The sequence below is a fragment of the Moritella sp. genome (assembly GCF_013215705.1).
In the GTDB taxonomy this organism is placed as follows: domain Bacteria; phylum Pseudomonadota; class Gammaproteobacteria; order Enterobacterales; family Moritellaceae; genus Moritella.
This window is the reverse complement of sequence record NZ_JABSQR010000006.1, coordinates 146,934-173,788: the sequence shown is the minus strand read 5'-3', so window position 1 is coordinate 173,788 and position 26,855 is coordinate 146,934. Positions and strand designations below refer to the sequence as shown.

Sequence of the window (26,855 nt, the reverse complement as noted above, 5' to 3'; positions counted from 1 at the left end):
GCTACTTCATCATCCCGAAGATGCCTTATTTCTACTTGCCCTGCGGGAGGTTAGTTGATATTGCATATTGAAGTAGCTTGGGTATAAATACAGATATACGTAAGTTAAAATTTATAACGAATAAAAGCATGAAAATAGAATTTTAACTCTACTTTTATGCCGTTTAAATTTAACTGTATTGTTATAAATTAATCTTTAGTGACGAGGTCCCATCGAATTGAAAAATCGTCCACAGCAGGGATCGTTACATTTTTCATTGTTACTCGATGATTGCGCAAGTGGAATGGAATTAAGCTACCACCTTCTTCCCATAGCATTTTTTGAGCATCGATATACAGCTTCTTACGGGAATCAAAGTCTAACGTTAGACGCGCTGTATCTAATAGCTGATCAAAATCAGTGTTATTCCAAACCGACTCATTCCATGATGCGCCGCTACGATAGGCTTCATTAAGTATTTGATCGGTTGGTCGCTGGCCCCACACTGTAGTAAATGCAGATTTTTTCATCCAAACGTCATTCCAATAACTGTCAGACGGGGTCATTTTTATATGCACACGAATGTTGGCTTTGGCGGCTTGACGTTGGTAGATTTCAACTAAAGGTCGGAAGTAGGTATCGGTGTTACTCGTATAAAGATCGATATCGATACCATCAGGAAAACCTGCTTCGGCTAATAATTTTTTAGCGCCTTCGATATCTTGGTTACACTCTATCTCCATGCGATATTGATCGCCTTTCCATACTGGTGTGTCGCAGCTAGTTGCCCCGCCATCGCCACCCAGTATAAGTCTGGCCATTTCTTCGCGGTCAGCAACCATGCGCATTGCTTTACGTACTTTTGGATCGGTAAATGGCGCTACGTCATTTTTAAATATAATGCCACGCCATTCTCCGGTCGCAATAGAATCGACCTTAAACATGCTGTTATGTTGAAATAAAGGCAGTTGTTGCGATGTTACGCCAGACCAACCAATCCAGTCGATTTGTCGTGCAAGAAGGGCTTGTACTCTTGCTGAATCGTCAGCAATCGCGATTAAATCAATACCGTCAAGTTTCGGCTTGCCTTCCCAGTATTCATTATAGGCAATAAGGTTGGTTGTGCCTTCAACATTAAGATTCTCAAGTTTAAATGGTCCCGTTCCAATACCGACGAGAGATTTATCTTGATCAACTTTTGCTGGTAATATTTTTACGCGATAATCCATTAATAAAATTGGGAAGTCAGAATGCGCTTTATTCAGCGTAAACAGAACTTTATAATCATTTATGGCTTTTGCTTCTTGGATTATTGACAGTACTGAGCGGACCGGTGCATCGCGTTTAACATCAAGAATTCGGTCTATTGTCGCTACAACATCGGCAGACGTGAGTACTTGACCATTATGAAATTTTACATTTTCGCGTAAATCAAACGTCCATTCAGTGGCTGTTTCATTCGCCGTCCATTTGGTTGCTAGTTCTGGAGATGGTGCGCCTGTTTCATCTTGTCTTACTAGGCGGCTATATAACATTTGGGTAGGGTAATAAAAGCGTGTTGATGAAATTGGATCAAGTGATTCCTGTCCTCGCCATTCTAATTGATGTGGCGTTTTCAGTGTTTCTGCATAGGCTGCTGAGGAGAGCATACATGTGACGAATAAACTTCCATACACTAATTTTTTCAAAAGCATTTAATTATTGTCCTTTTTATAATTTTATAATTTTATATTAAATAATTTTCCATTTACTATCTTGAGCATAAAACTCAGAATTTAATTATCTCTTTTTCATCCGTTGAGTTATGAAACCTGTCGCCGCTATACGATGAGCAGTATTTTTATCTGCGACCTCTTCATCGTCATATTCGTATGCTTATTTGTGTCCTTTGATTGCAGGTTTTTAAAAGCGACGACGAAAATTACTCATGCGTCTATACGGATCAGGGTGTTCATCACGTTATATCATTCAATGTACTGCAAGCGTGATGGATTGCTGTTCGGGCCATTGTTGTAATGACGCGTAAAGTCTGCCGGCTTCATCCATGAGGAATCGGGTAAGATTATGTGCTGTGGGGATTAATGTGTTCGTTTAGTGAATGATACCTAAATCTTGCGACGACAGTACCATTTTTTGAACTATATCACAAACGGGGTATTTGCCGTATCTCGGGTTATGCTGTTATTTGCGTTGGGGAATGAAAGTGATTCATGCTGTTCAACATAGCGTAACATGATGAAAATGAAAGGGCTGCGTGAATTAATTAGGCAACCCTTGGCGTTATTAGTTAGCCGTTTCAGGCGACAATTAATTGATTAAATACGCCCTTGTAGTGGAATAACGTGAACTAGATCACCAATTTCTGCATTAGTCTGTTCAGGTAATATTTCAACTAAACAATTTGCTTCACTCATCGAGCGCAAGATACCTGAGCCTTGTTGCCCGGTGCTTTTCACCATTAAGCGACCGTTAGCATCAAAACTAAAAATACCACGCGTATACTCAGTACGATGAGGACGAGATCGGAAACGTTCTGTGGCAATGGCATTGAATACTTGTGGCTGCCAATCGGTTATGCCTTGCAGTTTACGGATCGCAGGTTCTACAAATTGTAAAAATACCACCATTACCGCCACTGGATTACCCGGTAAACCAAAGAATGGCGTATCGTTAATTTGGCCAAATGCGAGGGGACGACCCGGACGCATGTTGATGCGCCAGAAGTTGATTTGTCCCAGTTTATCCAACACGGTTTTGATGTAATCGGCATCACCAACCGAAACACCTCCGGATGATAAGATCAAATCCGCTTGGTCACTGCCTTGCTGTAATGTCGATGCTAATGCGGCTTCGCTGTCTTCGATAATGCCTAAATCAATCACTTCACAGCCCGCTTGCGTTAGCATCGCATGTAAGGTGTAACGATTAGAATCGTAAATACAGTTATTCTGTTGTGCTTCTCCGGGATGCTGTACTTCATCTCCAGTTGAGAAAATAGCAACACGTACTGGCTTTTTAACGGTCACTTGGTTAATGCCTAGTGAGGCTATCATACCTAATTCTGGTGCCGTGATCTTGCTACCTGCGGCGACGGCAGTTTGGCCTAATGCTAAATCTTCACCCGCTTGACGGACATTCTGACCTGGGTGGATGGTTGCCATTGTCAGATCAAAACGCACCGTACTTTTTACTGCATTATTTACCGTGTTATCGACTGTACTATTTGCAGCAGTATCTGTCTGCTCAGCTTGCTCGCGCATGACAACGGTATCGGCACATTCAGGTACTACGGCACCTGTCATGATCCGTACTGCTTGGCCTTTTTCGAGGGGTAAATTATAACTGTGTCCCGCCATTACATGGGCGACAACTTCATAGCTGTCACACGCTAAATCATCACCTCGGATCGCATAACCATCCATTGCTGAATTTGTATGTTGTGGCACATTTACTGGCGAAAGTACGTCATGTGCGACAATTTGACCCAGAGCTGTTTTTAAATCAACAGTCTGTGATTGCGAAAGTGGTACAATATGACCAAGAATACGCTCCCGTCCTTCTGCGACAGATAACATACCTTGTGGTGTTAAGTCGCCACATTGTAACCCTTGTGGTTGTTCAGGTTTTGTCGCATTGACCTCACCTTGAATAAAACGCACAATAAAATCAGTGATCTGCTCAAGGTTGTTAATATCGAGCTGTGGTAATGGTGCCTTTTCTGCTAAAGGTGCTGATCCCGATGCGGGAACTGGCACATTGGCTGCAACAGCAATAATGTTATTGTCTGTTGGGTGTAACCAAGGTTTGCCCACTTCTGCACGGTGTAATTCAATTTTAGGGAAACTGAGCTTCTTAAAGCCTTCAACCAGGATCAGGTCGAGTTGGGTTTGGTCTAACTGGGCGATCAAGTGCGGCAGTGTTGCTTCTTCATCAGGTGTTTCAGTGACTAAGGCGCGGCGACAACGGGATGAAATCAACATCTGGCTGGCCCCCGCTTTACGCAGGCGGTGGCTGTCTTTGCCTGGTTGATCGATATCAAAATCATGATGTGCATGTTTGATCACTGCAACACGAATGCCACGCGTCACTAACTTGGGTAGTATGGCTTCGAGTAGTGTGGTTTTGCCGGTACCACTAAATGCTGCAAAGCCAAGTAAAGGTAGTGTCGCGTGTATTTGACTCATAGGTGTAGACTCATTTTGTTTGTCCAAATTGTTGCAATTCTGCTGGGGTATTTAAGTTTACAAAAGCATTGGGTTGATCGCTAAAGTCGACAGTGAGCATGTTGCATTGACGGTACAGTAAAATGATCTTACGGTCACCGTTCGCTAAAAAGGCTTCTAATTTAGGAAGTATGCGACGATGTAATAGCGTTACTACTGGCTGAATATGTTCGCCATCATGGGCCACCACAATATCGGTATCGGCGTCACAAGCTGCCGCCATTCGGGTGACTAAATCGCTTGGTAATTGTGGACAATCACAGGGTACAAAGCCAATCCATTCAGCATCGTTTAAATGTAATATTGCCGCATGCATACCACCGATAGGCCCTTGATAACCTTGTAATTTATCGCCGAATACATCGCCGTATTGGCTATAGCTATCTTGATTTCGATTGGCGTTAATGGCGATCTTGTTGGTTTGTGGTGACAGCGTATCGATAACATGCTCAATCATGGCTTTGCCCGCTAATGTGACTAAGCCCTTGTCATCTCCGCCCATGCGGCTGGCTTGTCCGCCTGCTAAAATTACCCAACTTGTTTGTTCAGCCGAAGGCATAATGGTCCTTATCTTTTTTAATGAGCTGTAGATCTGCTCGTTCAATTAATTTGCTATTGCTAATACACCACTGACGGCGACAAAGTGCGGTAAGCGCATTTTGCTGGTGGCTGGTGATCACCAAGGTTGAGCCGCGTTCGAGTAAATCTTTAGCGAGTATCACCTGGCGCTCGATGGATTCTGTATCCATGCTGGCACTCGATTCGTCCATTAATAGCACGCTTGGTTTCAGTACCCATGCTCTTGCCATTGCCACTCGTTGGCGCTCACCACCTGATAATACCGAAATATGTTCATTAGCGAGAGTTTCTAACCCTACCATACGTAGGGCTGTTATCGCTTCACTTCGTTGTGCTTGGCGACCTCTAATGGCGAATTTTAAACCATAACTGACATTATCCAGTACGCTAGCATCAAACATGTAAGGTGTTTGATGCATATAGATAACGCCATTTTTAGCATTATTTTTAAATAAGCGGGTAAACCAGTTGTTACACTGCAGGTTAACTTTACCTGTGGTTGGGCGTTGTAAACCGGATAATATTTTTAATAATGTGGTCTTACCTACGCCATTGGCACCGGTGAGGTAAATCGCTTCTTGTGGGCCGAATTTAAGGTGAGGGATGTGAAAAAGCAGCCGATCTTTAAAGCGGATCGAGATATCTTCTGCTTGAATTGTAATTTGCGACATGCTCTATACCTCAGCCTAATTGGTACGCAAGTGGGCTTTACCACGGGCGAATGATAATAAAAAATTAAGTCCTAATGCCAAGATCAATAAGACCATGCCTAGGGCAACACCTTGCGCAAACGCGCCTTTTGAACTTTCTAAGGCGATTGCGGTAGGAATATTACGGGTTGAATTTAAAATATTACCACCGACCATCATGGAGCAACCAACTTCGGTAATAATTCGGCTAAATGCCGCAATAATAGCGGCATTTAGCGGGAATCGACATTCCCACATTAAGCTTAACAAGGCGCGAGGTAAACTTGCCCCTAATGTCAGCGCCGTTTCCCATGCGCGGCGATCACTGTTTTGAAACGCGGCGTGCATCATTGACACTAAAATCGGAAAACAAACGATCATTTGTCCTAAGATCATGGCCTTTTGGGTAAATAGCATTTGCCAGTTACCGAGTGGACCGGCCCGAGACAGCATCATGTAAAGTAATAAGCCAATGACCACCGTTGGAATGGACTGGCAGGTATTAAATAATGACAGTAACAACCAACGCCCAGGGAATTTGCCGTAGGCAAGGGCAAAGGCGATCAATAACGCTGGTATTAATACCAGCGTTATTGCCAGCAAAGACACTGAAAATGATACCCCGACGATCCCCCACAGTGCCATATCTCCACTGAAGAGAAGTTGTACTGCGTCTTGAGTCGTTTGCCAAATATCCATAAGGTATCTAAGTTGCTAAAGGATTAATTACGATTTGGCATTGGCAACAAACAGTTGCTCGCCGTTACGCTTATAACTGTTGATCATGGTTTGTGCTTTGGGATTGACTAACCAGTCACTGAAGATCTTAGCACCTTGGTAGTTGATACTAGGGTAACGGCTTGGGTTAACTAAGATCACTTGGTATGGGTTAAATAAACGCTTATCACCTTGCACAACAATTTTAAGGTCTAGTTTATTTTGGTAAGCCAGCCAAGTACCACGGTCAGTTAAGGTGTACGCTTGCAGTTCCGATGCCATGTTCAAGGTTGGTCCCATGCCTTGGCCGACGGCTTTATAGCCAGTAAAGTTCGGTTCCATGTTAGTTTGAGCCCATAAGCCAAGTTCTTTTTTGTTGGTGCCGGAATCATCACCCCGAGAAATGAAGGTGGCGTTGTAAGAAGCGATACCAGCTAATGCTTTCACCACATCTTTACCAGCATTGATTTTTGCGGGATCGGCTTTTGGGCCAACAAGGACAAAATCGTTATACATGAGTTGACGTGGCAGGACACCGTAACCAGCATCGACAAATTTTGCTTCTGACTTTGGTGCGTGAGTCATGACCAAATCTACATCGCCATGTTGCCCCATGCGCAGTGATTTACCGGTACCAGCAGCAAGTACATCAACCGTATAACCTGTGTCTTTTTTGAATTCAGGTAACAAGAAATCAAGCAGTCCTGAATGATAAGTACTGGTGGTGGTGGCCAAACGGATCGTCATGTCGTCTGCTGCATTGGCACCCGCAGTAGTTGCAAGCGCGAATAGCACAAGTAATGTTTGGATACATGTCATCGGTATTACAGTCATCGGTTTTATAGTCATAAGTGTTCCTGACGTGAAGTGATGTTAAGAGTCTCCTCGTGCAAAAGCAAATAAGGTGCCAACTAACCTACCGCGTTTAAACCCCTGTTGTTCTTATGCAATAACTTGATTTAAATCAACAAAACATTATGTAATTTAACTGGGTTCAGGAAAGCCAGGAAATCATTTTGACTTTAATCACCGAGCTGGGACAAAATGTCGCAACTTAAACATCACGGTGGTTATTTATGTCTGAATTTACTTCTTCTGCCTCTTGGGCTGCGGTATCGGTACTGGTTGTTGATGATGAACCGGGTATGCGTGCTATTTTAAAAAAAGCCTTAAGTAAAAAATTTGCCCAAGTCGATACTGCGGGCAGTATCGAAGAAGCAGAGGAACTCCGGAAACGTTGTCACTTTGATCTATTAATTGTCGATATTAATTTACCGGGACGTTCAGGTATTGAGTGGCATGAAGCATTTGATCCGGCAACGCGTCGCAGTGATGTGATCTTTATGACCGGCTATGCCGATTTAGATACCGCGATCAAAGCCTTGCGCGCTGGCGCATCAGACTTTATTTTAAAACCGTTCAACCTCGAACAAATGATGCAATCGGTAAGTCGTTGTATTGAACGGCGCTTAGTCGAGCGTCAAAACTTTGCATTGCAGCGCGACATTGAACGTACTTTCCCGATTGATATTATTGGCGATGCCAGTAAAACCCTGTCGATGAAAAAGCTGATCACTCAGATTGCGCCATCCAAGGCCGCGGTATTAATTGAAGGTGAATCGGGTACCGGTAAAGAATTAGTAGCGCGGGCTTTACATCAACTGAGCTTACGTAATGGGCCTTTTGTGCCATTAAACTGTGGTTCGATTGCACCTGATCTATTAGAAAGTGAATTGTTTGGTCATATGCAGGGGGCGTTTACCGGGGCTAAAAAAAGCCGCGAAGGGTTATTCCGCGTTGCCAACGGAGGTACTTTATTTCTCGATGAAATTGGTGAGATGCCACTTGCCATGCAATCGTCGTTATTACGGGTATTAGAGCAAAAAGCGATTAGACCGGTTGGTGGTGAACGTGAAATTCCGATCGATGTGCGTATTGTTGCCGCCACCAATCGTAATTTAAAACGGGAAGTTGAAGAAGGCCGTTTTCGTCAAGATCTGTATTATCGTTTAAATGTATTAACGGTAGATTTACCGCCCTTGCGTGATCGGGTGGAAGATATTCCTGCATTAGCCCACCATTTTACGCTGAAATTATCTAATGATTTAGGCATGAAGAGTGTCAGTTGGACACATGAAGATATAAAAGCGATGCAAGCATATGATTGGCCCGGTAATATTCGTGAATTACGGAATATGATGGAGCGCTGTATTTTGCTCGGTAAGCCACCGGCTGAATATTGGCGTGAGTTGCAAGGTGATGCGGCGCCGTTACCAAGAGCGGCTATTAGCGCATTTGACCAGATACGTATGGATGAAGCGAATCTAGAGAACCCTTGTCGTTGCTCATCTGAGGTTCGCGGTGACGAAGAGCAATATTGTTATCCAACGGCATGGACATTAAAAGAAGTCGAAAAAGCCCATATCATGCAGGTGGTTGATTCTCACGAAGGGAATAAATCAGCGGCTGCGCGTAAGCTTGGCGTAGCCCGTAAAACGCTAGAGCGTAAATATAAAGAATGGATTGACGAAGCGGCCTTATGAACATGAAGCAATATGTACTGTTATGGATTAAACGTTTTAGAACCATGGTGCGTTACCGTTTGTTAGTGCTTACATCGGTACCCATAGTGATCACGCTGTTTGCTTTATTTGCGCTGGCGATGTACTGGACGGTGACGTATACATGGCAAAACGCATTAACAAACGTAAAATCAGATCTTACTGTGGCGCATAACAGCATTGAGTTATTGCAAAAAGAACAGCGGATGCAATTAACGTCGTTGTCATCCTCGTACGAGTTTCAGCGCTTGTTACGTACCGATGAAGCGAAATTGCCAGAATGGGTTAAACACCAAGCTGAAAACTATGCATTGGATTTTGTGGTATTACATCCTGCGTCAGACTTCGATGATTTTCCACTGATCAATCAGCAGTTATTATTAACGGAAAAACCACAGACATTTTTCCAGGTACTGAATAATCAGGCGTTACAGAGGTTAAATAGCAGCCTGCCTATCGCGGCTCAGATCCCATTGTTAGGTGAAAAGAAATTTGAATCGAGAGGACTGGTAAGTCGTAATTTACTGCCAGTTTTTAACCGTGAGAATAAACTAGAATGGATCATGGATGGCGGTATATTACTCAATAATAGTACCCAGGTTGTTGATCGGATCCGTGATCTTATTTACAGCTCAGGCACATTGCCCGTTGATAGCATAGGCACGGTAACACTGTTTATGGACGATATTCGGGTTAGTACCAATGTCCCGCTTGATAGTGACCCGCTGAATGGTCGTGCAATTGGTACCCGTGTTTCCCAAGAGGTTAAACAACAAGTACTGATTGCGGGTGAAAACTGGGTCGGTCGTGCTTTTGTATATGACGATTGGTATATCTCGGCGTATGAACCACTACGAAATTATAACGGTAATGTCATTGGCATGCTGTATACCGGTTATTTAGAATGGCCGTTAATAGCAACTTTCTTAACCAATATTGTGGAATTCAGTATCGGTATTGTTGCAGTATTACTGCTGTCTGGTGGTCTCGTATACCGTGGTGCTCGAGACTTATTTAGACCGATAGAAAAGATCCATGATGTCGTTAGGGTAGTGCCGTTAGGCTTAAATCGTCGTATTGGTGATCTGGGGTTATGTAAGGATCATGAATTAGCTATTTTTGGTCAGCAATTTGATTCCATGTTAGATCAATTGCAACAGCGTAATGATTTAATTAAACGCGCTTCGCTGGAACTTGAAGATAAGGTACATAGTCGCACGCAGAGCTTGCATGATAAAACTCAAGAATTAGAACAGTATATTAAGCTGCTAAACCAAACACGCAGTAAGCTGGTGATGAGTGAAAAATTGGCTGCCCTTGGTGAGTTAACCGCAGGTATTGCCCATGAAATTAATAATCCAACAGCCGTTATTTTAGGTAATGTTGAATTGTTACAACTCGAACTTGGAGAAGACAGTCAACGCGTGACTGAAGAGCTTGAGGCGATACACGAACAGATAGATCGGATCCGTAATATTACTCGCAGTTTACTGCAGTATAGCCGTCAAGGTGGGGTACAAGACGAGATCACTTGGCAGCACTTAAATTTGATTGTAAAAGAGAGTTTAACTTTAGTTAGTTCAGGCACTAAATCTGCCGATGTGCAAATTGAATCGCAATTAGATGCAAAATGTTGTGTCGAAGTGAACCGTCACCAATTGTTGCAAGTCTTGGTTAATTTGCAGATGAATGGTGTACATGCCATGGACGACAAAGGTCTGCTGAAGATTAAAACTGAAGATTGGCGTGATGATGACGATAATGTTATCGGTGCTGTGGTACATATTTGTGATCACGGTTGTGGTATCAGTGAAGATAATTTAGCCCGTATTTTTGACCCGTTTTTCACTACTCGTCGTAGTGGTACCGGGTTAGGGTTATCGGTTAGCCAAAGTATTATTAGCGAAGTTGGCGGCAAAATAACGGTGCAATCTGAGCTGGGTCTCGGTTCGACATTCTCTATTTATTTACACGAAAAAGCCGTCGTAGATAATGATTTACTGTTGTCTGTTGAGGTGTGTTAGCAAGTCAGGCTTTATTTGCCATTGAATTAAAAGTGTAATAATTTTAGCCGTTTATATGGTTGATTACAAAAACTGTCATATTACTGAAATAGAAAGTACATAATTGCTTGTTAGTTTATATCGGTCTTAAATTATAACCTGAGTAGATAAAAGCATGAGCAAAGATACATTTGACCCCACTAAATATAATCACAGTAATAACGAACCATTTGCAGCGGTAATGGAAAGGGTGTTATCGCGCCGTAGTATATTAAGAGCGGGCATGGGGATGGCCGCTGTTGGTATGTTAACGAGTGTTGGTTTAGCTGGTTGTTCGAGTACTGCGAATAATAAAAATATGGCGGCTAGCTCGAAAGTAGAATTAGGTTTTGATTCTATTGCTGGTGCCAAGCTAGATGCTGTTGTGGTACCTAAAGGTTATAGCGCACAAGTTTTAGCACCTTGGGGCTCGCCACTGAATGATCTCGCTCTGGAGTGGCAAGCTGACGGTTCCAATACCGCGTTCGATCAAGCTAATTCACTGGGAATGCATCACGATGGTATGCATTATTTCCCACTAAATGGTAGTGCTACCGATGGTCTATTATGTATTAATCACGAATACATAGATCAACAGGCATTACATCCAGTTGGCCCAACGAAAGATAGCAATAGCTTACGCATAATCATCGATGAGGTGCGCAAAGAAATTAATGCCCATGGTGTAACAGTTGTCCGGATTAAGCAAACTAATGGTATTTGGGATGTCGTTAAAAATGATAGTCATAATCGCCGCTTTACTGGTGCTACTACTTTGGATATTAGCGGCCCAGTGGCTGATAAAAAGTTACTTGAAACGCCTTTCTCTCCAGTTGGCGATAAAGTCAGAGGCACATTAAATAACTGTGGTAATGGTTATACGCCATGGGGAACTTACCTGACTTGTGAAGAAAACTGGCCGGGTTATTTTGTGAATACCGGCACACAGACCGCCGATCAAAAACGTATTGGTATTGATGCTAACAACACGCGTTATGGTTGGGATGATTTAGCCGGTGATCGTGATGAAATAGATGATGAGTTTAAGCGTTTTGATATTACCAAAACGGGAAAAAATGCCTCTGAAGATTATCGTAATGAAGCCAATGGTCACGGTTATATCGTTGAAATAGACCCTTATAATAATCAATCTAGCGCGATCAAGCGTACTGCGCTGGGGCGCTTCCGTCATGAAGGCTGTGTCTTTGGCCAAGTTGTCGAAGGCAAGCCGATTGTATTCTATTCAGGTCATGACTCGCGCTTTGAATACATCTATAAATTTGTTTCTGATGTGAATTGGCATGCTGTGGATGCAGAGCGTGATGATCGCTTAGCTGTTGGCGCTAAATATATGGATCAGGGTACGTTATACGTTGCCCGTTTTGATGATGATGGTGTGGGTCATTGGTTACCTTTAACATTAGCGAGCAAGACCACGAATGGTGGCACTTTGGCCGATACATTTACTGATCTTGCGGGGCTTATCCTCAATACTGCTGGCGCAGCTGATTTAGTGGGTGCAACACCAATGGATCGTCCTGAATGGGCAGCGGTTGATCCAGTGAATGGTGCGGTATACATGACCTTAACCAACAATACTAAGCGTAAAGAGAAAACTAACGCTGCGAATCCAAGATTAAATAACAGCACTGGCCATATTATTCGTTGGCAAGAAGGTGATGATGCGGAGCAATTTAGTTGGGATATCTTTGTGTTTGGCGCGCCTGAGAATGGAACCGCAGAGGTTAACCGTTCTGGGCTTGAAGCGTTAAATCAGTTCGCTAGCCCGGATGGTCTTGCGTTTGATGCACGCGGCATTATGTGGATCCAAACTGATAATGGCGCACCAGAATTAACTGAATACACCAATGATCAGATGCTGGCGGTGGTACCAAGTCAATTAACGACTGACAGTGGTGATCTAGAAACCATTAACAGTGACAATCAAACCGAGCTGAGACGTTTCTTTGTCGGCCCTAATGGCGCGGAAGTAACAGGTTTGGCTTTTAGTCCTGCGCAGACAGATTTATTTTTGAATATACAGCATCCAGCTAACTGGCCATACAGCAGTGATGCAACGATGGAAACACCGAGTAATAAAACGGTTCGACCACGGGCTGCGACGGTTATTATTCGTAAACATGACGGTGGCGAGATCGGGGTTTAGTTAACACCTATGACTTTGTTAGCGATTAATGGCTAATTACACCTTGTTAAACATTGCCAGCCTTGGGGTTGGCTTTATTGTTTATCGGCGATGATTTACGGTAGGATAGCGTTATAAACAATAACAAGATAACAGCTGGCAGAACATGACCAAAACAGAAAAGAAGATTGATAATAATTTATGCAAAGTGCTTACCGTGGTTTGCGAAGAAGCAAAAGACGAAATTCAGGGCTTTCAATGGTTAACACATACCGTTAATTACGCTAATTTTCCCACCTCTTTAAAAATAACCTGTGTGTTCGATAGTAATGCTGACATTGCCAAGTTGATGGCATCGAAGCAAGATCAGCGTTTACAGGGGTTAGTGACTCAAGCACTTAACGCCGTGGATGTGAAACTAAAAAATATCAGTAAACAAGTGCAGTTCGATAGTGAAGAAAATTGCACGCGAGATAATGCCGGTAATTGGGCGAAACGTTTAGGTTGAATTTATGTTTAAAGTGAAGTGCGATTATGATGAAGTGTGATCAATATGACTACATTGAAATAGTGTGTATGCATCAATATCCGATTAAGTTAACGTTGCAATCAGGTGCTGAAGTCGTCGGGTTCGGACTAGATACAAAACGTAATGATAATCGAGATGAGTGTATTCAGATGATGATTGATGGTGTGATTAGTTTGGTTGTACTTGATACGATATTAACGCTTGAGGTAACCATTGATAATCCGCATTTTAAGTTCGTTACTTTTGATTAGGGTTACGATTAAAGACAAACCAGCCTCGTCTGCGATAAACAAACAAGGCTGATATTCAGTGTGAGTGATTGCTGTGGTTATAAATTAAACTTATTTACCACCTCTTTTAATTCCGTATTCATGGTACTGAGTTCTTGAGTTGTCGTTGTAGTATGTTCGGCATTATTTGATAGTTCGTTGACGATAAGTTGTATTTCACTCATGTTTCGCGTTACTTCGGCGCTGACCGTACTCTGTTCTTCTGCAGCAGATGCTATTTGGATCGTCAGTTCACTAATGGTGGCAATCGCTACTTCCATGCTGTTTAGATCTTGGTTTACTTCTTGGGTATCCGTTGCCGTGGTAATACAGCGTTCTTTGGTTTTATCCATCGCACTGACCACTGCCTTTACCCCAGAATTTAGCTTCGTCAACATGGCATTAATTTCAGATGTACTGTTTTGTGTACGTGCTGCTAATGCTCTGACTTCATCGGCGACCACGGCAAAACCACGACCTTGTTCACCCGCTCGGGCTGCTTCAATTGCTGCATTAAGTGCGAGTAAGTTAGTTTGTTCAGCAATTTCACCAATGACGGTTAACACTGCACTGATTTGTTGAGTATGTTGCGCCATACTTTCAATATTAACCACGGTATCTTCAACATCATCGAGTAATGTTTGTACATTATCCGACGCGCGAGCCACGGTTAATTTAGATTGCGAAACTGAGTCATGTACTTGCTGTGTTGCCGCCGCAGCTTCTGCCGCGTTCGTTGCCACAATATTCGCCGTGGTACTCATTTCTTCCATCGCGGTCACGGCTTGTTCCGTTTCTTTGGCATGACCGAGAATAATGTTGTGTGTGAGCTTTGTTTGTTCTTCGACCTGTATTAACGAGTCCGAAATTTTGACTGATGAATTATTCACTGACAGCATTAACGTGTGTAAGTAGTTGATGAAATTATTTACGGAGTGACCAATATCACCCACTTCATCATTTGCCTTTATCTCTACACGGGTTGTTAGATCTGCATTACCTTGTGAAAGTAGGTCGATGTTTTCACGTAGTATAATAAGACGCTGTGAAAGACGCTGAAAGGTAATATAACAAAAACAAATAATGGCGAGCATTAACGGTAATTGGATTGCCGCAATAAGCGATAAAATAACCGACTCATTTTCATGTAAAGAGGCAACGGGAACGGCGAGTGCAATTGACCAGGGTGTACCCGTTAATGGCTGGAAGTATAATGCGTATTCTTCTCCATTGTCAGCGGTATAACTGATGTAATGACTGTTGTTTTGATTGTTTAAATTACCGTTGACGGCATTAATAAATGCAGAACGTGATGCCAGAGATGCGGTTGTTTTTAATAATAGATCCCCTGACGTTGCCGCCGTATTATTCAGGATCTTACCGTCTTGCTCAATAACCAGAATGTAACCGCCAAACTCTTGTTCTAAGTCTTGCGCGAGTTGATTAAAGAAACCCAGTGTGACGTCAATCGTTGCCGCACCATATAAACGACCGTCTTTATAAATACCCATACTACAGTTGGTTCGGGCTTCGGGACTTGCTGAATCTTTGTAGGCTGGCGCCCAAGCACAGCTGCCTTTCGGTGCATTTTGTCCGGCTCTGTGCCAAGACTGTTCAAAATAATTAGGCGCCGCCGCCGTATTCCAATAGTCGCTGCGGATCAGTTGATTGTTATTATCACGATGGACAAAAGAACTGAATTTACGTATGCCTTCTTCGCGTTGATCTGGTAGTGGCCAAATACCACCACCAAACACGTTACTGTCGCCATATTGATCGACCAAGGCAGGTAACAAGGCGTCAATCTGTTCACTCGAGAGTTCAGGAATAACTTGGGTAATATTTTTCTGTTGGGCTTCTACTTTATTAAGTCTTGAAAATACGTTTTCAGCGACTTTTTGTAATGACTTATGGATGATGTTTTCTGAAGATTCAACTAATTTTGGTGAGACAAAGGTTTTAATTCCAACGGTTGTTAATACCATGATTGCGAGCATAAATGCAATGAAGTAGGAAGAGTAAGTATTTTTAATCGATTTCATGTAGAGACTGCCTTGTGATTACCATGATTATGAGCTAGTCAGGTTATCGACCAAATCATGGATAACACAAGGGATTTATTCATTATTTTATCACTTAATATAGATGACTCACTGTCATTATAGGGTTGATTATTTGGTATTAATCAATAGTTGACGGTATTTCACCATCGGTAAAGCGGGTGATCAGCTTGTCGCCAGATTTTAGTTTGGCTACCGAGGTGATGACTTGTTGTTTGTCATTCTGGGTAATTGAATAACCGCGGGTTAATGTGGCTAACGGACTGACCGTTTGTAATTGCTGTGCCAGATTTTGTAAATGACTTTGTTCTTGTTGTATACGACGCTGCATCGCATTGTGTAAGCGTGTTTGTAAGTTAGCTTGTTGTTGCTGCATTGTCGCTAACTTATGTACCGGAGAGCGCGATTGCAATCGGCCTGTTAGTTGGGTTAAGTGTAATTTCTGTGTGCTGATATGGCGATTAACCGCTTGATTTAAACGTAGGCTGAGTTCATCGAGTTTTTGATTTTGTTGCTGCAGTTTATGCTGCGGATGCTGGCTCATCAAGGCTTGTTGTAAGTAACGCTGCTGATGTTGTTTTTTCGCTAATTGTGTTTGTATGGCTTTGTTTAAACGCTGGCTTAGGTTGGTTACTTGTTGCTGTAAATGTGCTTGATCTTGACTGACTAATTCAGCCGCCGCAGACGGGGTCGGGGCGCGCATATCAGCGACGAAATCGGCGATAGTGACGTCGATCTCGTGACCAACGGCGCTGATAATCGGTAATTGACTGTTAAAAATAGCCTCGGCGACGCTTGCTTCATTAAAGCACCAGAGGTCTTCTAACGAACCACCACCACGACCAACAATTAACAGGTCCACTTCGTTACGCTGATTGGCAATATTAATGGCATTCACAATCGCTGATGCTGCTTGTGCGCCTTGTACCAGGGTTGGGTAGATAATCACGGGTAAGTTTGGACTACGACGTTCAAGTACGGTCAGAATATCATGTACCGCAGCACCGGTTGCCGACGTGACAATACCAATGCGCTTAGCATGTAAGGGCAGGGCTTTTTTATGCGCTTGAGCAAAATAACCTTGTGCGTCTAGTGATGCTTTTAACTGTTCATATTGCTGTTGTAATAAACCATCGCCTGCAGGGCTTAATGATTCAATCACTAACTGATATTCACCACGCGGCTCATACATAGTTACGCGTACTTTGGCTAATACTTGCTGGCCGTTGGCTGGACGGAATGTCACCCGACGGTTATTGCCTTTAAACATGGCACAGCGAACTTGTGAGCGACTATCTTTGAGGGACAAATACCAATGCCCAGATGCTGGGGCGACAAAGTTGGAGATCTCACCGGTTAACCACAGTGTCCCCATCTCTGATTCGAGCAATTGCCTAACGCTGGCATTTAAGTGAGTCACTGTATAAATATTGGCATTGTTCAAAATAAGGCTCTCTAAGCGTTAAGCAGTTAAAATTAGGTGTAATTGCGTCGGCACCATTGTCGAGACATTGTAGCAGCTTTGCTTTTTAATGGGCATTAAGATCAACAACAACTAAAAAAAGTTGAGATATAGTTTGCTTTTACCCCCAACCATCCATATACTTCGTCCGCAATATTTATACCAAATATGTCGTCCATTTTATACCTTAATACAAGGTGAGATATTGCCCATGCTAAGAATTGCCAAAGAAGCCCTTACCTTTGATGACGTACTACTTGTACCTGCTCATTCAACTATTTTACCGAACGATGCTGACCTAAAAACTCAACTAACAAAAAAGATCCAACTAAATATCCCTATGCTTGCTGCTGCGATGGACACAGTAACTGAAGGCCGTTTAGCGATCGCGTTAGCTGAAGAGGGTGGTATTGGTTTCGTTCACAAAAATATGTCTATTGAACGCCAAGCAGCGGAAGTACGTTTAGTTAAAAAATATGTAAGTGGTATTGTTGCTGAGCCCGTTACTGTAAAACCTGATATGACTATTGCTGCGGTTGCTGAACTCGCTAAGCAATACGGTTTTGCTGGCTTTCCTGTAGTAACCGAAGCCAATGACCTAGTGGGTATCATTACTGGTCGTGATGTACGTTTTGTTGATGATTCAACTGCCCTAGTTGAATCGGTGATGACACCGAAAGATCGTTTAGTGACAGTAGGACGAGATGCTCCTCGTGAAGAAGTACTTGGTCTTATGCACAAACACCGTATTGAAAAAGTACTTGCAGTAAATGAAGACTTTAAACTAACGGGTATGATCACAGTTAAAGATTTTAAACAAGCTGAGAAAAAACCGAATGCATGTAAAGACGAATTAGGTCGTTTACGTGTAGGTGCTGCTGTTGGTGCTGGTGGTTCTACTGCCGAACGTATCGACGCATTAGTAGAAGCCGGTGTAGATGTATTATTAATTGATTCATCACACGGTCACTCTCAAGGTGTTCTAAACCGCATTAAAGAAACACGCGCTGCATACCCTGATTTAGAAATTATCGGTGGTAACGTTGCGACTGGCTCTGGTGCGTTAGCATTGGTAGAAGCCGGCGTTAGCTGTGTGAAAGTTGGTATCGGCCCTGGTTCAATCTGTACTACCCGTATCGTTACTGGTGTTGGTGTACCACAAATTACGGCAATCAATGATGCTGTAACTGCATTAGAAGGTACTGGTATTCCCGTTATCGCTGATGGTGGTATCCGTTTCTCTGGTGATATCGCCAAAGCACTTGCTGCTGGTGCATCCTGTGTGATGGTTGGTTCTATGTTCGCTGGTACTGAAGAAGCACCGGGTGAAGTTGAACTTTACCAAGGTCGTGCATACAAATCTTACCGTGGTATGGGTTCATTAGGCGCTATGTCTAAGGGTTCATCTGACCGTTACTTCCAATCAGAAAACGCAGCTGACAAATTAGTACCTGAAGGTATTGAAGGCCGTGTTCCTTATAAAGGTAAATTGAAAGAAATCATCCATCAACAAATGGGTGGTATTCGTTCTTCAATGGGTCTAACTGGTTGTGCAACGATTCATGACATGAACACCAAAGCTGTATTCGTTCGTATCACCGGTTCTGGTATCACAGAAAGCCATGTTCATGATGTTATCATGACTAAAGAAGCGCCAAACTACCGTTCAAACTAAGTTAGTTTTAGCAAAATAGATAGTTCGAAACTGATAATTCAAGGGGAGACAAATGTCTCCTCTTACTATTATTATAAACATAACAACTAAATATATTTACAGGAATATCTTTAATGACCACAAATATTCATGAGCAAAAAATCCTAATCTTGGACTTTGGTTCTCAATATACGCAGTTAATCGCTCGTCGTATCCGTGAAATCGGTGTTTACTGTGAATTATGGACATGGGATGTAGATGAAGCGGCAATCCGTGAATTCAATCCAAACGGTATTATTCTTGCTGGTGGCCCAGAAAGTGTAACGGAAGCTGGTTCACCTCGTGCACCTGAATATGTATTCAACGCAGGCGTACCTGTATTGGGTATCTGCTACGGTATGCAAACAATGTCTGAGCAACTTGGTGGCAAAGTCATCAAAGGTACTGGCGAAGGCGAATTTGGTTATGCACAAATTGAAATGCAAGCACCTTCTGCGCTATTCAACTCTATCGAAGATGCAGTATCTGAATCAGGTAAAGCACTATTAGACGTATGGATGAGCCACGGTGATAAAGTGTCTGCTATCCCTGAAGGTTTTGTAACCGTAGCTAATACCGCGACTTGTGAGTTTGCTGCGATGGCAAACGAAGAGAAGCGTTTTTACGGTGTGCAGTTCCACCCAGAAGTAACACATACTCGTCAAGGTGAGCGTATGCTTGCTCACTTTGCAAAAGATATCTGTGGCTGTGACGGACTTTGGACGTCAAGCTCAATCATCGATGATGCAATTGCCCGTATGAAAGCGCAAATCGGTGATGATGAAGTTATCTTAGGTTTATCTGGTGGTGTTGATTCATCAGTAGTTGCCATGTTATTACAACGTGCAATCGGCGATAAACTGACTTGTGTATTTGTTGATAATGGTTTACTTCGTTTAAACGAAGGCCAGCAAGTCATGGACATGTTTGGTGATCGTTTTGGCCTGAAAATTGTTCATGTTAAAGCTGAAGATCGTTTCCTAGAGCAAATGGCTGGCGAAAATGATCCTGAAGCTAAGCGTAAAATTATCGGCCGTGTATTTGTTGAAATCTTTGATGAAGAATCAAAGAAATTAACCAATGCTAGATGGTTAGCACAAGGTACTATCTACCCTGATGTTATCGAATCTGCAGCGACCAAAAATGGTAAAGCACACGTGATTAAATCACACCATAACGTCGGTGGTTTACCTGACGATATGGAAATGGGTCTTATTGAGCCATTACGTGAATTATTTAAAGATGAAGTGCGTAAGATTGGTCTTGAATTAGGTCTTCCATACGACATGCTTTACCGTCACCCATTCCCTGGGCCAGGTCTTGGTGTGCGTGTACTTGGTGAAGTGAAGAAAGAGTATTGCGACCTATTACGTCGTGCTGACGCTATCTTCATTGAAGAGTTACACAAAGCGGATCTTTACCATAAAGTAAGCCAAGCGTTTGTTGTATTCTTACCGGTACGCTCTGTTGGTGTAATGGGTGATTGCCGTAAATACGATTGGGTAGTCGCACTACGTTGTGTTGAAACAGTCGACTTTATGACAGCTCGTTGGTCACATCTTCCGTATGATTTAATCGGTCATGTATCAAACCGTATCATTAACGAAATTGATGGTATTTCTCGAGTGGTTTACGATGTATCTGGTAAGCCACCTGCAACAATTGAGTGGGAATAATCCTCACCTAGTTAGGCAAGTAGTTAAGCAGTAAATACTGATATGAATATGAAAAGCAGCTCTCGGGCTGCTTTTTTTATTGGCTGATATTTAGTTTGCAATGAAATGCTAAGGTTGTGGGGCGTTAGTATCGGATCCATTCAGGTAACTGGCGTTATTTGAATTTACCAACTATTAAATTGCAGATTGTAAGTGCTAAATATCATCAATCAAAGGGCTGGAGTTTGTTGCATAGTTTTATATCACGGGTTATTTTGCTATAACAAGCATTGGTATGGATACCACCCCTCCTAAAATTATTAGCGCATGACAATGGATGTTGAAGCATATGATCATATTACCCTTCTTTTTTTACTTGTTATCTAACCGAGTGAAAGCGCTGACAAGCGTATTTATTTTGCTATCGCTTACTGCTTGTAGTAGCACCGATGTTCGACTCAACTTATCTGCTTCTGCAGACCTTAATTCAAATAATCATAATGAAGCATTACCTGTCATTGTACGGGTCTATCAGCTAGCGGATGTGAAAACCTTCCGTCATGCCAGCTTTGACCAATTGTGGAAAGCTGACGAGTTGATATTAGGCGTCGATCTTGTTGATAAGACAGAGCTTACGGTAAAACCAAATGCCAAATTAGATTATGAATTTGTGCAGGCCGATGGTGCCAAGTATATTGCTTTGTTTGCCATGTTTAGAAATGTCGAAGCAAGCAATTGGCGCTGGTTGCACAAGTTAAATAGTGGCGCACTGTCTTTCGATACCGAATTTGATATCCAACTGTTGAATAATAAAATTTATTATTCGGATAACTAATGGCGCAGTTTAGTTATCCGAATAACGCGACATTAATTATCCTAAGGTTCCCACAACATCAACCTGAATATGTTCAGGTATTTCATTGTAAGATAAAACAGATAATCCTTTAGCAAACGATCGTGCATAGCGTGCAAGTAATGGACGCAGTTGCGGTGTAACTAATAGGGTCGCGGGATGACCATTTTGTTGTAATTGTTCTTTTACTGTCGGCATCCTCTGTTGTAATTGACTTAATAAACTTGGATCTATTGGGAAGCTATCTATTGCGGTTTTAGCTTCTTGCTGAGATTGGTTTAATGCTGTAAGCAGCGTTTGTTCTAATTCATCAGCAAGGGTAAAGGTATTAAGTTTGGTTCTATCGCCAATAGCGAGTGTGATCAGACTACGTTTTAAGGTGCAACGAATATCAGAACTTAATAAAATAGGGTCTTTGGTCGTTTCAGCTGAATCAATAATGGTGGTCGCAATATTCGCAATATCAACTAACGGCACTTGCTCTCGGAGTAATTGGCGGAAAACTTTAAGTTGATCATTATTTGAGAGTGCTTTCTCCACATTATCGCTGAGCTTTGGCGATAAACTTTTGAGCCTTTCCATTAGCGCTTCATTTTCGTTATAACCAAATATCTCAGCCAAGTTGTCACGAATTATTTTACTCACGTGTGTGGCTATGACCGTTGGACAATCAACCACAGAATAACCGAGATTGAGCGCTTTTGATTTCATGTTTGGATAGATCCAAACTGCTTCCATATTGTAAGCTGGATCACGTGTGATCTCACCGTCTAAGGTACCAAATACTTCACCTGATTTGATCGCCAGTAACTGGTCATGTTTTACAGAAGCTTCTGCGACTTTGGCACCATTGAGCTTAATGCGATATTCACTCGGTTTTAATGTTAGGTTATCTTTTATACGCACTTCTGGTATTAAGAAACCCATTTTTTCAGAGTTAGTTTTGCGAATACCTCGAATACGATTGAGTAATTCACCATCTTGTTCTTGATCTACTAATGAAACGAGCTGATAGCCAAGTTCAATAGACAAGCAATCGATAATCGGTAAGTCACTCCATTTCAGCGGTTCATCTTTTTTCGTTAATGATTCAACTATTTTTTCTGCTTGCTGAATTGGCGCATGATCTGTTAAGTGGTCTTTTTGTTTCCAAGCTACGAGAGCAAGTACAGCCGCGAAGACTAAGAATACAAATGTTGGCATACCCGGAACGAGACCAAGTATCAGCATGACGATTGCTGAGGTATAAATGACATTTGGGTTAGCTAAAAGTTGGCGGCCAATTTGGCTCGATAGCTCACCATCATCATTATTAACACGCGTCACGATAATAGCTGCGGCTGTTGCTAATAATAGTGACGGGATTTGTGCAACTAATCCATCACCAATAGTGAGCAACGCAAAACGTTGAAAAGCATCTGTAACACTTAAATCATTTTGGAATACACCAATGGCCAAACCACCGAGCAGATTAATGAAAAGGATCATCATCCCCGCAATTGCATCACCTTTGACAAATTTACTGGCACCGTCCATCGAACCATAAAAATCAGCTTCATGAGAAACATCGGCACGACGGACTTTCGCTTGCTCCTGATCGATAATGCCGGCATTGAGGTCTGCATCGATAGCCATCTGTTTACCAGGTAGCGCATCAAGTGTAAAACGAGCTGACACTTCTGCAATGCGCTCTCCACCTTTAGTGATAACAACGAAATTGATGATCATTAAGATAATAAAGACCACCATACCAACAACGTAATTACCGCCGATAACAACTTCACCAAACGCTTGGATTACTTTACCCACAGCATCGCCACCCTCATGGCCGTGTAGTAATACCATTCGGGTTGACGCGACGTTAAGCGTTAATCGTAATAATGTAGCAAGTAATAACACGGTCGGAAAGACAGAAAAATCCAGCGGACGCTTTGCTGATACCGCGACTAAGAGTACAAGTATTGAGAGTACAATGTTGAAGGTAAATAAGCTGTCGAGTATCCATGCTGGCAATGGCAGCATCACCATTGCTAGGACTGCGAGTAAGAATATCGGTACACTTACTTTAATGTTTTTTATGGTGTTCCAGTTCACGAATAACCTCTTTAATTAACGTTTTAACGTTGCTGGGATTTCAAAATTGGGTAATGTATTTGGCTTTTTTCCACGCCCTTTTCGGTATGCACTCAGTTGCATTATATGCGTTAGAATGTACGCGACAGCGGTATATAATTGCGCGGGTATTTCTTGGTCAACTTGTGTTGAGTGATAAATAGCACGCGTTAATTCAGGTGCTTCAATGATGTCTAAATCATGACTTGCGGCAATGCTTTTGATCCGAAGGGCCATGCTGTCAACACCTTTAGCCACAATAAATGGTGCTTGACTACGCGCCGCGTCGTATTTAACTGCAACTGCATAGTGAGTCGGATTTACAATGATAAAGTCTGCTGTCGGGACGGCTGAATCAATTCTTTTTTGGCTCATTTGGCGTTGAATTTGCTTAATCTTTTGTTTTATTTCGGGGCTACCCTCTGCGCCTTTATGTTCATCTTTTATTTCTTGTTTACTCATCTTCAGCTTTTTATTCATCGACCATTTTTGGTAAGGTAAGTCGATTGCTGCGACGATTAGTAAAGCCGCACCCATAAAAGAGAGGGTGATAGACATGATATACATGGCATTGTTAAGGACATTCAAGAGTGGCATTTGCGCCATTGCAGCCAATTCATGCCAGTGTAAACTGAGCACTTTATACAAGGTGAAACCAATAAGCGAGATTTTTAATATGGACTTGATAAGTTCAATGATGGTGTCTTTGGATACCATGCGTTTCAGCCCTGAAATAGGGTTCATTTTACTTATTTTTGGCTGAATGTTTTTTAATACAAAGATCAATCCACCGGGCATTATACCGAGCAAAAATGTGGTTAAGTTTAATACCAAAATAAACGGAATTAATACTTTGAGCATGTTGATTATGGCTTCGCCAAACATAACTACCATGTATTGAGGGTCGCGAGTGACCTCTCGGGTAAGCTGCATCTGAATAGTAAATAACTCACTAAAATACTCACTAAAAGAGGGGGCAAACCAACTCAAACTAGAGCCACTTATTAAAATTAAACCCGCAGTAGCAAGCTCTTTTGAACGTGCTATCTGACCTTCTTTTTTAGCATCATCTAGTTTTTTCTGGGTGGGTTGTTCGGTTTTATCTTGCGTTGAACTGTCAGACATTTAATCCCCCAGAAATGAATCGCATTTGTTCGAGAATAAATACTGTAAAATCAAAGAAACGGTTGGGAATGACACGAAATACCAGGCCTAAACATATAATGCCCAACAACATGCCCATCGGGAAACCCAATGAATAAACGTTTAAAGACGGTGCACTTCGGTTCATGACACCAAAGGTGATATTAACCAACAGCATGGCGACAATAGCTGGCATGGCTAACATTAGTGCGGCCATAAACATCCAACTGACAAGTTTTAAAATTATATCAATATTTAATAAATAAATAGAAGAGCCGATTGGCCAAGTCGTAAAACTTTCAACTAGAATATCTAAGACAATTAAATGGCCATTGAAACTCAAAAATAACAGCGTAGCAAATATAGTCAGTAAATGAGAGTTAATGTGCGAACTACCACCACTGCTTGGATCATTCATTACGGCCATCGATAAGCCCATTTGCATTGAAAGCATTTCACCAATCAATTTCATCATTGCAAATAGCATCGTTAAGCTGAGACCAAAAAATAGTCCAAACAAGATCTGTTCTAAAGCTAAAATTATACTACCTAAAGAAAAGGGATTGATGTTGTCAACGACGGGTACCACTGGAGATATTAAAATAGCTAAAGTTAAAGCAAGCAAAATACGCACACTTGGTGTAATGCGGGAATCACCAAATACAGGTAATAGCCATAACGCTGAAATAATGCGAAAGAACGGCCACCATATTTTACCAATAATGAGCATTAATTCGATGCTAGAAAAGTTAAGCATAGCTAACCGATTAATCCTGGAATATTTAAAAATATATAATCAAAAAGCGCTTTAACTTGCGCTAACAGCCAATGACCTGCAAATGTAACCATTAATAAAGTGACGATTAATTTTGGCAAAAAGCTTAACGTTTGCTCTTGAATTTGTGTTGCGGCTTGAAACACACTGACAATTAAGCCGACAACTAATCCAGGGATCACTAATACAGACACCATGGCAATAATAGTGTTAACAGCTAAGCCCATCAACGATACGACCTGTTCAGGAGTCATAACTATCCTCCAAAACTGGCGGTTAATGTACCGACCGTCATGGCCCAACCATCAACCAAAACAAATATCATAAGTTTGAAAGGCAAAGAAATAATAAGTGGCGATAGCATCATCATTCCCATCGCCATTAGCACACTTGCGACGACAAGATCGATGACTAGAAATGGAAGAAACAGCATGAATCCAATCTGGAACGCCGTTTTTAATTCGCTAAGGACAAATGCAGGCATTAAGACCACAAAGGGGATATCATCAACCGAGGTTACTGGGGGTTCATTACCAATTTTCAACATCTGTTCAAGGTCGGTTTCGCGAGTTTGCTTAAGCATAAAGGTGCGCAAAGGGATCTCGGCTTTACCTAAAGCCTCAATAAGCGTAATGCTACCGCTATCATAAGGTAAGAAAGCATCCTCGTGTATCTGAGTCCAGACGGGTCTCATTATCAGTATCGTTAGCGTTAACGCAATCCCAACGAGTACTCGATTGGGTGGGCTTTGTTGTAAACCAATAGCTTGTCGTAATATTGCCAGTACAACAACAATGCGGGTGAAGCTTGTCAGCATCAATAACATAGCGGGTAATAAACTCAATGCTGTCATCAGTAATAACAGTTGTAGTTTTATACTGTATTCTTGAGGTTGCCCGCCATTATTGACAGAAAACAAGGCTAAATCAGCATGCGCTGGTGCCGCAAGACTGATAAATGCTAAGAATACGGCTAAGTAGATACTGAACTTTTTCATGCTTTTAATCCACTCACAACATCATCTACAACATCAATTAACTTAACGCCGTACTTACCATTGACAACCACCACTTCGGCGGTGGCTAAAAGTTGACCGTTAACTTTCACATCAAGAGGCTCATCAGCGAGCTTATCTAATTCTATAATAGCACCGCTGCTTAGCATCATTAAGTCACCAATGACGAGCTTAGTGCTGGCCACTTCGAGCGTTACATCAACGGGGATATTATGAAAAAAGCTAAGATCTTTCTTTAGTGGCTTATTTTCTGCTGTCATAAGTGAACTATCATCTTGTAAGATATCGTCCAGACTATCGATACTATCCAAATCTAGGTTGATATCTTCCACATTAAAATTACTCATTATTTA

Annotated in this window: 22 protein-coding genes; 8 read left to right on the top strand and 14 right to left on the bottom strand. The window is 42.1% G+C overall.

The features are described from left to right. Positions 1-188: 188 nt before the first annotated feature. The 6 genes from HRT96_RS04050 to HRT96_RS04025 form a co-directional block, all read right to left on the bottom strand. Positions 189-1,673: an ABC transporter substrate-binding protein gene (locus HRT96_RS04050; protein WP_293152579.1), complete on the bottom strand. Its 1,485-nt coding sequence runs from the start codon at positions 1,671-1,673 to the stop codon at positions 189-191. A 621-nt stretch (positions 1,674-2,294) separates the two neighbouring features. Then, positions 2,295-4,163, bottom strand: a complete 1,869-nt coding sequence (locus HRT96_RS04045; protein WP_293152576.1) for a bifunctional molybdopterin-guanine dinucleotide biosynthesis adaptor protein MobB/molybdopterin molybdotransferase MoeA — start codon at positions 4,161-4,163, stop codon at positions 2,295-2,297. Between the two features lie 10 nt (positions 4,164-4,173). Beyond that, entirely contained in the window at positions 4,174-4,761 is a 588-nt protein-coding gene (gene mobA, locus HRT96_RS04040; protein WP_293152573.1) for a molybdenum cofactor guanylyltransferase MobA, read from the bottom strand. Further along, positions 4,748-5,452: an energy-coupling factor ABC transporter ATP-binding protein gene (locus tag HRT96_RS04035; protein WP_293152570.1), complete on the bottom strand. Its 705-nt coding sequence runs from the start codon at positions 5,450-5,452 to the stop codon at positions 4,748-4,750. Before HRT96_RS04035 ends, mobA begins: the two co-directional genes overlap by 14 nt. 15 nt (positions 5,453-5,467) lie before the next feature. Continuing rightward, entirely contained in the window at positions 5,468-6,169 is a 702-nt protein-coding gene (locus HRT96_RS04030) for an ABC transporter permease (protein WP_293152567.1), read from the bottom strand. Positions 6,170-6,196: 27 nt separating this feature from the next. After that, the gene (locus HRT96_RS04025; protein ID WP_293152855.1) at positions 6,197-7,021 is read right to left on the bottom strand and encodes a substrate-binding domain-containing protein; all 825 of its coding nucleotides are present in this window, start codon (positions 7,019-7,021) and stop codon (positions 6,197-6,199) included. 242 nt (positions 7,022-7,263) lie between these two features. Between HRT96_RS04025 and HRT96_RS04020 the strand changes: the two genes are divergently transcribed. The 5 genes from HRT96_RS04020 to HRT96_RS04000 all read left to right on the top strand — a co-directional run bounded on the left by HRT96_RS04020 (position 7,264) and on the right by HRT96_RS04000 (position 13,716). Continuing rightward, positions 7,264-8,730 (top strand): sigma-54 dependent transcriptional regulator, encoded by a 1,467-nt coding sequence (locus HRT96_RS04020; RefSeq protein ID WP_293152564.1) that lies wholly within the window; start codon positions 7,264-7,266, stop codon positions 8,728-8,730. Then, the gene (locus HRT96_RS04015) at positions 8,727-10,772 is read left to right on the top strand and encodes a HAMP domain-containing sensor histidine kinase (RefSeq protein ID WP_293152561.1); all 2,046 of its coding nucleotides are present in this window, start codon (positions 8,727-8,729) and stop codon (positions 10,770-10,772) included. Before HRT96_RS04020 ends, HRT96_RS04015 begins: the two co-directional genes overlap by 4 nt. Positions 10,773-10,926: 154 nt before the next feature. Further along, positions 10,927-12,957 (top strand): PhoX family phosphatase, encoded by a 2,031-nt coding sequence (locus HRT96_RS04010; RefSeq protein ID WP_293152558.1) that lies wholly within the window; start codon positions 10,927-10,929, stop codon positions 12,955-12,957. A 145-nt stretch (positions 12,958-13,102) separates the two neighbouring features. Continuing rightward, on the top strand, positions 13,103-13,444 hold the full coding sequence (locus HRT96_RS04005) for a Fis family transcriptional regulator (protein ID WP_293152555.1): 342 nt from the start codon (positions 13,103-13,105) through the stop codon (positions 13,442-13,444). 26 nt (positions 13,445-13,470) lie between these two features. Next, positions 13,471-13,716 carry a Rho-binding antiterminator gene (locus HRT96_RS04000; RefSeq protein ID WP_293152552.1) on the top strand — a complete coding sequence of 82 codons (246 nt, stop codon included), beginning with the start codon at positions 13,471-13,473 and terminating at the stop codon, positions 13,714-13,716. Between the two features lie 77 nt (positions 13,717-13,793). Here HRT96_RS04000 and HRT96_RS03995 read toward each other — a convergent pair whose 3' ends face one another. Then, complete coding sequence (locus HRT96_RS03995; RefSeq protein WP_293152549.1) at positions 13,794-15,776, bottom strand: methyl-accepting chemotaxis protein; 1,983 nt, start codon at positions 15,774-15,776, stop codon at positions 13,794-13,796. A gap of 139 nt (positions 15,777-15,915) precedes the next feature. Then, positions 15,916-17,169, bottom strand: coding sequence for an exodeoxyribonuclease VII large subunit (xseA, locus tag HRT96_RS03990; protein ID WP_293152852.1), 1,254 nt, complete (start codon positions 17,167-17,169; stop codon positions 15,916-15,918). A 298-nt stretch (positions 17,170-17,467) separates the two neighbouring features. Here xseA and guaB point away from each other — a divergent pair, with 298 nt between their 5' ends. The 3 genes from guaB to tssJ all read left to right on the top strand — a co-directional run bounded on the left by guaB (position 17,468) and on the right by tssJ (position 21,439). Then, positions 17,468-18,931 (top strand): IMP dehydrogenase, encoded by a 1,464-nt coding sequence (guaB, locus tag HRT96_RS03985; protein WP_293152546.1) that lies wholly within the window; start codon positions 17,468-17,470, stop codon positions 18,929-18,931. 113 nt (positions 18,932-19,044) lie between these two features. Then, on the top strand, positions 19,045-20,625 hold the full coding sequence (guaA, locus tag HRT96_RS03980; RefSeq protein WP_293152543.1) for a glutamine-hydrolyzing GMP synthase: 1,581 nt from the start codon (positions 19,045-19,047) through the stop codon (positions 20,623-20,625). 328 nt (positions 20,626-20,953) lie between these two features. Beyond that, positions 20,954-21,439 (top strand): type VI secretion system lipoprotein TssJ, encoded by a 486-nt coding sequence (gene tssJ / locus HRT96_RS03975; RefSeq protein ID WP_293152540.1) that lies wholly within the window; start codon positions 20,954-20,956, stop codon positions 21,437-21,439. Positions 21,440-21,475: 36 nt separating this feature from the next. Here the strand turns inward: tssJ and flhA are convergent, their stop codons facing one another. Genes flhA through fliN form a run of 6 tightly spaced genes read right to left on the bottom strand, consistent with a single transcriptional unit; the run spans position 21,476 to position 26,849 of the window. After that, complete coding sequence (flhA, locus tag HRT96_RS03970) at positions 21,476-23,551, bottom strand: flagellar biosynthesis protein FlhA (RefSeq protein WP_293152537.1); 2,076 nt, start codon at positions 23,549-23,551, stop codon at positions 21,476-21,478. A 15-nt stretch (positions 23,552-23,566) separates the two neighbouring features. Then, positions 23,567-24,694, bottom strand: a complete 1,128-nt coding sequence (gene flhB / locus HRT96_RS03965; protein ID WP_293152534.1) for a flagellar biosynthesis protein FlhB — start codon at positions 24,692-24,694, stop codon at positions 23,567-23,569. After that, positions 24,687-25,469: a flagellar biosynthetic protein FliR gene (fliR, locus tag HRT96_RS03960; RefSeq protein ID WP_293152531.1), complete on the bottom strand. Its 783-nt coding sequence runs from the start codon at positions 25,467-25,469 to the stop codon at positions 24,687-24,689. Before fliR ends, flhB begins: the two co-directional genes overlap by 8 nt. Before the next feature lie 2 nt (positions 25,470-25,471). Continuing rightward, positions 25,472-25,741 carry a flagellar biosynthetic protein FliQ gene (locus HRT96_RS03955; protein WP_293152528.1) on the bottom strand — a complete coding sequence of 90 codons (270 nt, stop codon included), beginning with the start codon at positions 25,739-25,741 and terminating at the stop codon, positions 25,472-25,474. Between the two features lie 2 nt (positions 25,742-25,743). Next, positions 25,744-26,484 (bottom strand): flagellar type III secretion system pore protein FliP, encoded by a 741-nt coding sequence (gene fliP, locus HRT96_RS03950; RefSeq protein WP_293152525.1) that lies wholly within the window; start codon positions 26,482-26,484, stop codon positions 25,744-25,746. Next, positions 26,481-26,849 carry a flagellar motor switch protein FliN gene (fliN, locus tag HRT96_RS03945; RefSeq protein ID WP_293152522.1) on the bottom strand — a complete coding sequence of 123 codons (369 nt, stop codon included), beginning with the start codon at positions 26,847-26,849 and terminating at the stop codon, positions 26,481-26,483. Before fliN ends, fliP begins: the two co-directional genes overlap by 4 nt. Between the last annotated feature and the right edge of the window lie 6 nt (positions 26,850-26,855).

Excerpts from the sequence above, each read along its gene's own strand:
- HRT96_RS04050 (WP_293152579.1), bottom strand. The coding sequence starts at position 1,673 with ATGCTTTTGAAAAAATTAGTGTATGGAAGTTTATTCGTCACATGTATG.
- HRT96_RS04045 (WP_293152576.1), bottom strand. The coding sequence starts at position 4,163 with ATGAGTCAAATACACGCGACACTACCTTTACTTGGCTTTGCAGCATTT.
- mobA (WP_293152573.1), bottom strand. The coding sequence starts at position 4,761 with ATGCCTTCGGCTGAACAAACAAGTTGGGTAATTTTAGCAGGCGGACAA.
- HRT96_RS04035 (WP_293152570.1), bottom strand. The coding sequence starts at position 5,452 with ATGTCGCAAATTACAATTCAAGCAGAAGATATCTCGATCCGCTTTAAA.
- HRT96_RS04030 (WP_293152567.1), bottom strand. The coding sequence starts at position 6,169 with ATGGATATTTGGCAAACGACTCAAGACGCAGTACAACTTCTCTTCAGT.
- HRT96_RS04025 (WP_293152855.1), bottom strand. The coding sequence starts at position 7,021 with ATGACTGTAATACCGATGACATGTATCCAAACATTACTTGTGCTATTC.
- HRT96_RS04020 (WP_293152564.1), top strand. The coding sequence starts at position 7,264 with ATGTCTGAATTTACTTCTTCTGCCTCTTGGGCTGCGGTATCGGTACTG.
- HRT96_RS04015 (WP_293152561.1), top strand. The coding sequence starts at position 8,727 with ATGAACATGAAGCAATATGTACTGTTATGGATTAAACGTTTTAGAACC.
- HRT96_RS04010 (WP_293152558.1), top strand. The coding sequence starts at position 10,927 with ATGAGCAAAGATACATTTGACCCCACTAAATATAATCACAGTAATAAC.
- HRT96_RS04005 (WP_293152555.1), top strand. The coding sequence starts at position 13,103 with ATGACCAAAACAGAAAAGAAGATTGATAATAATTTATGCAAAGTGCTT.
- HRT96_RS04000 (WP_293152552.1), top strand. The coding sequence starts at position 13,471 with ATGATGAAGTGTGATCAATATGACTACATTGAAATAGTGTGTATGCAT.
- HRT96_RS03995 (WP_293152549.1), bottom strand. The coding sequence starts at position 15,776 with ATGAAATCGATTAAAAATACTTACTCTTCCTACTTCATTGCATTTATG.
- xseA (WP_293152852.1), bottom strand. The coding sequence starts at position 17,169 with ATGGGGACACTGTGGTTAACCGGTGAGATCTCCAACTTTGTCGCCCCA.
- guaB (WP_293152546.1), top strand. The coding sequence starts at position 17,468 with ATGCTAAGAATTGCCAAAGAAGCCCTTACCTTTGATGACGTACTACTT.
- guaA (WP_293152543.1), top strand. The coding sequence starts at position 19,045 with ATGACCACAAATATTCATGAGCAAAAAATCCTAATCTTGGACTTTGGT.
- tssJ (WP_293152540.1), top strand. The coding sequence starts at position 20,954 with ATGATCATATTACCCTTCTTTTTTTACTTGTTATCTAACCGAGTGAAA.
- flhB (WP_293152534.1), bottom strand. The coding sequence starts at position 24,694 with ATGTCTGACAGTTCAACGCAAGATAAAACCGAACAACCCACCCAGAAA.
- fliR (WP_293152531.1), bottom strand. The coding sequence starts at position 25,469 with ATGCTTAACTTTTCTAGCATCGAATTAATGCTCATTATTGGTAAAATA.
- HRT96_RS03955 (WP_293152528.1), bottom strand. The coding sequence starts at position 25,741 with ATGACTCCTGAACAGGTCGTATCGTTGATGGGCTTAGCTGTTAACACT.
- fliP (WP_293152525.1), bottom strand. The coding sequence starts at position 26,484 with ATGAAAAAGTTCAGTATCTACTTAGCCGTATTCTTAGCATTTATCAGT.
- fliN (WP_293152522.1), bottom strand. The coding sequence starts at position 26,849 with ATGAGTAATTTTAATGTGGAAGATATCAACCTAGATTTGGATAGTATC.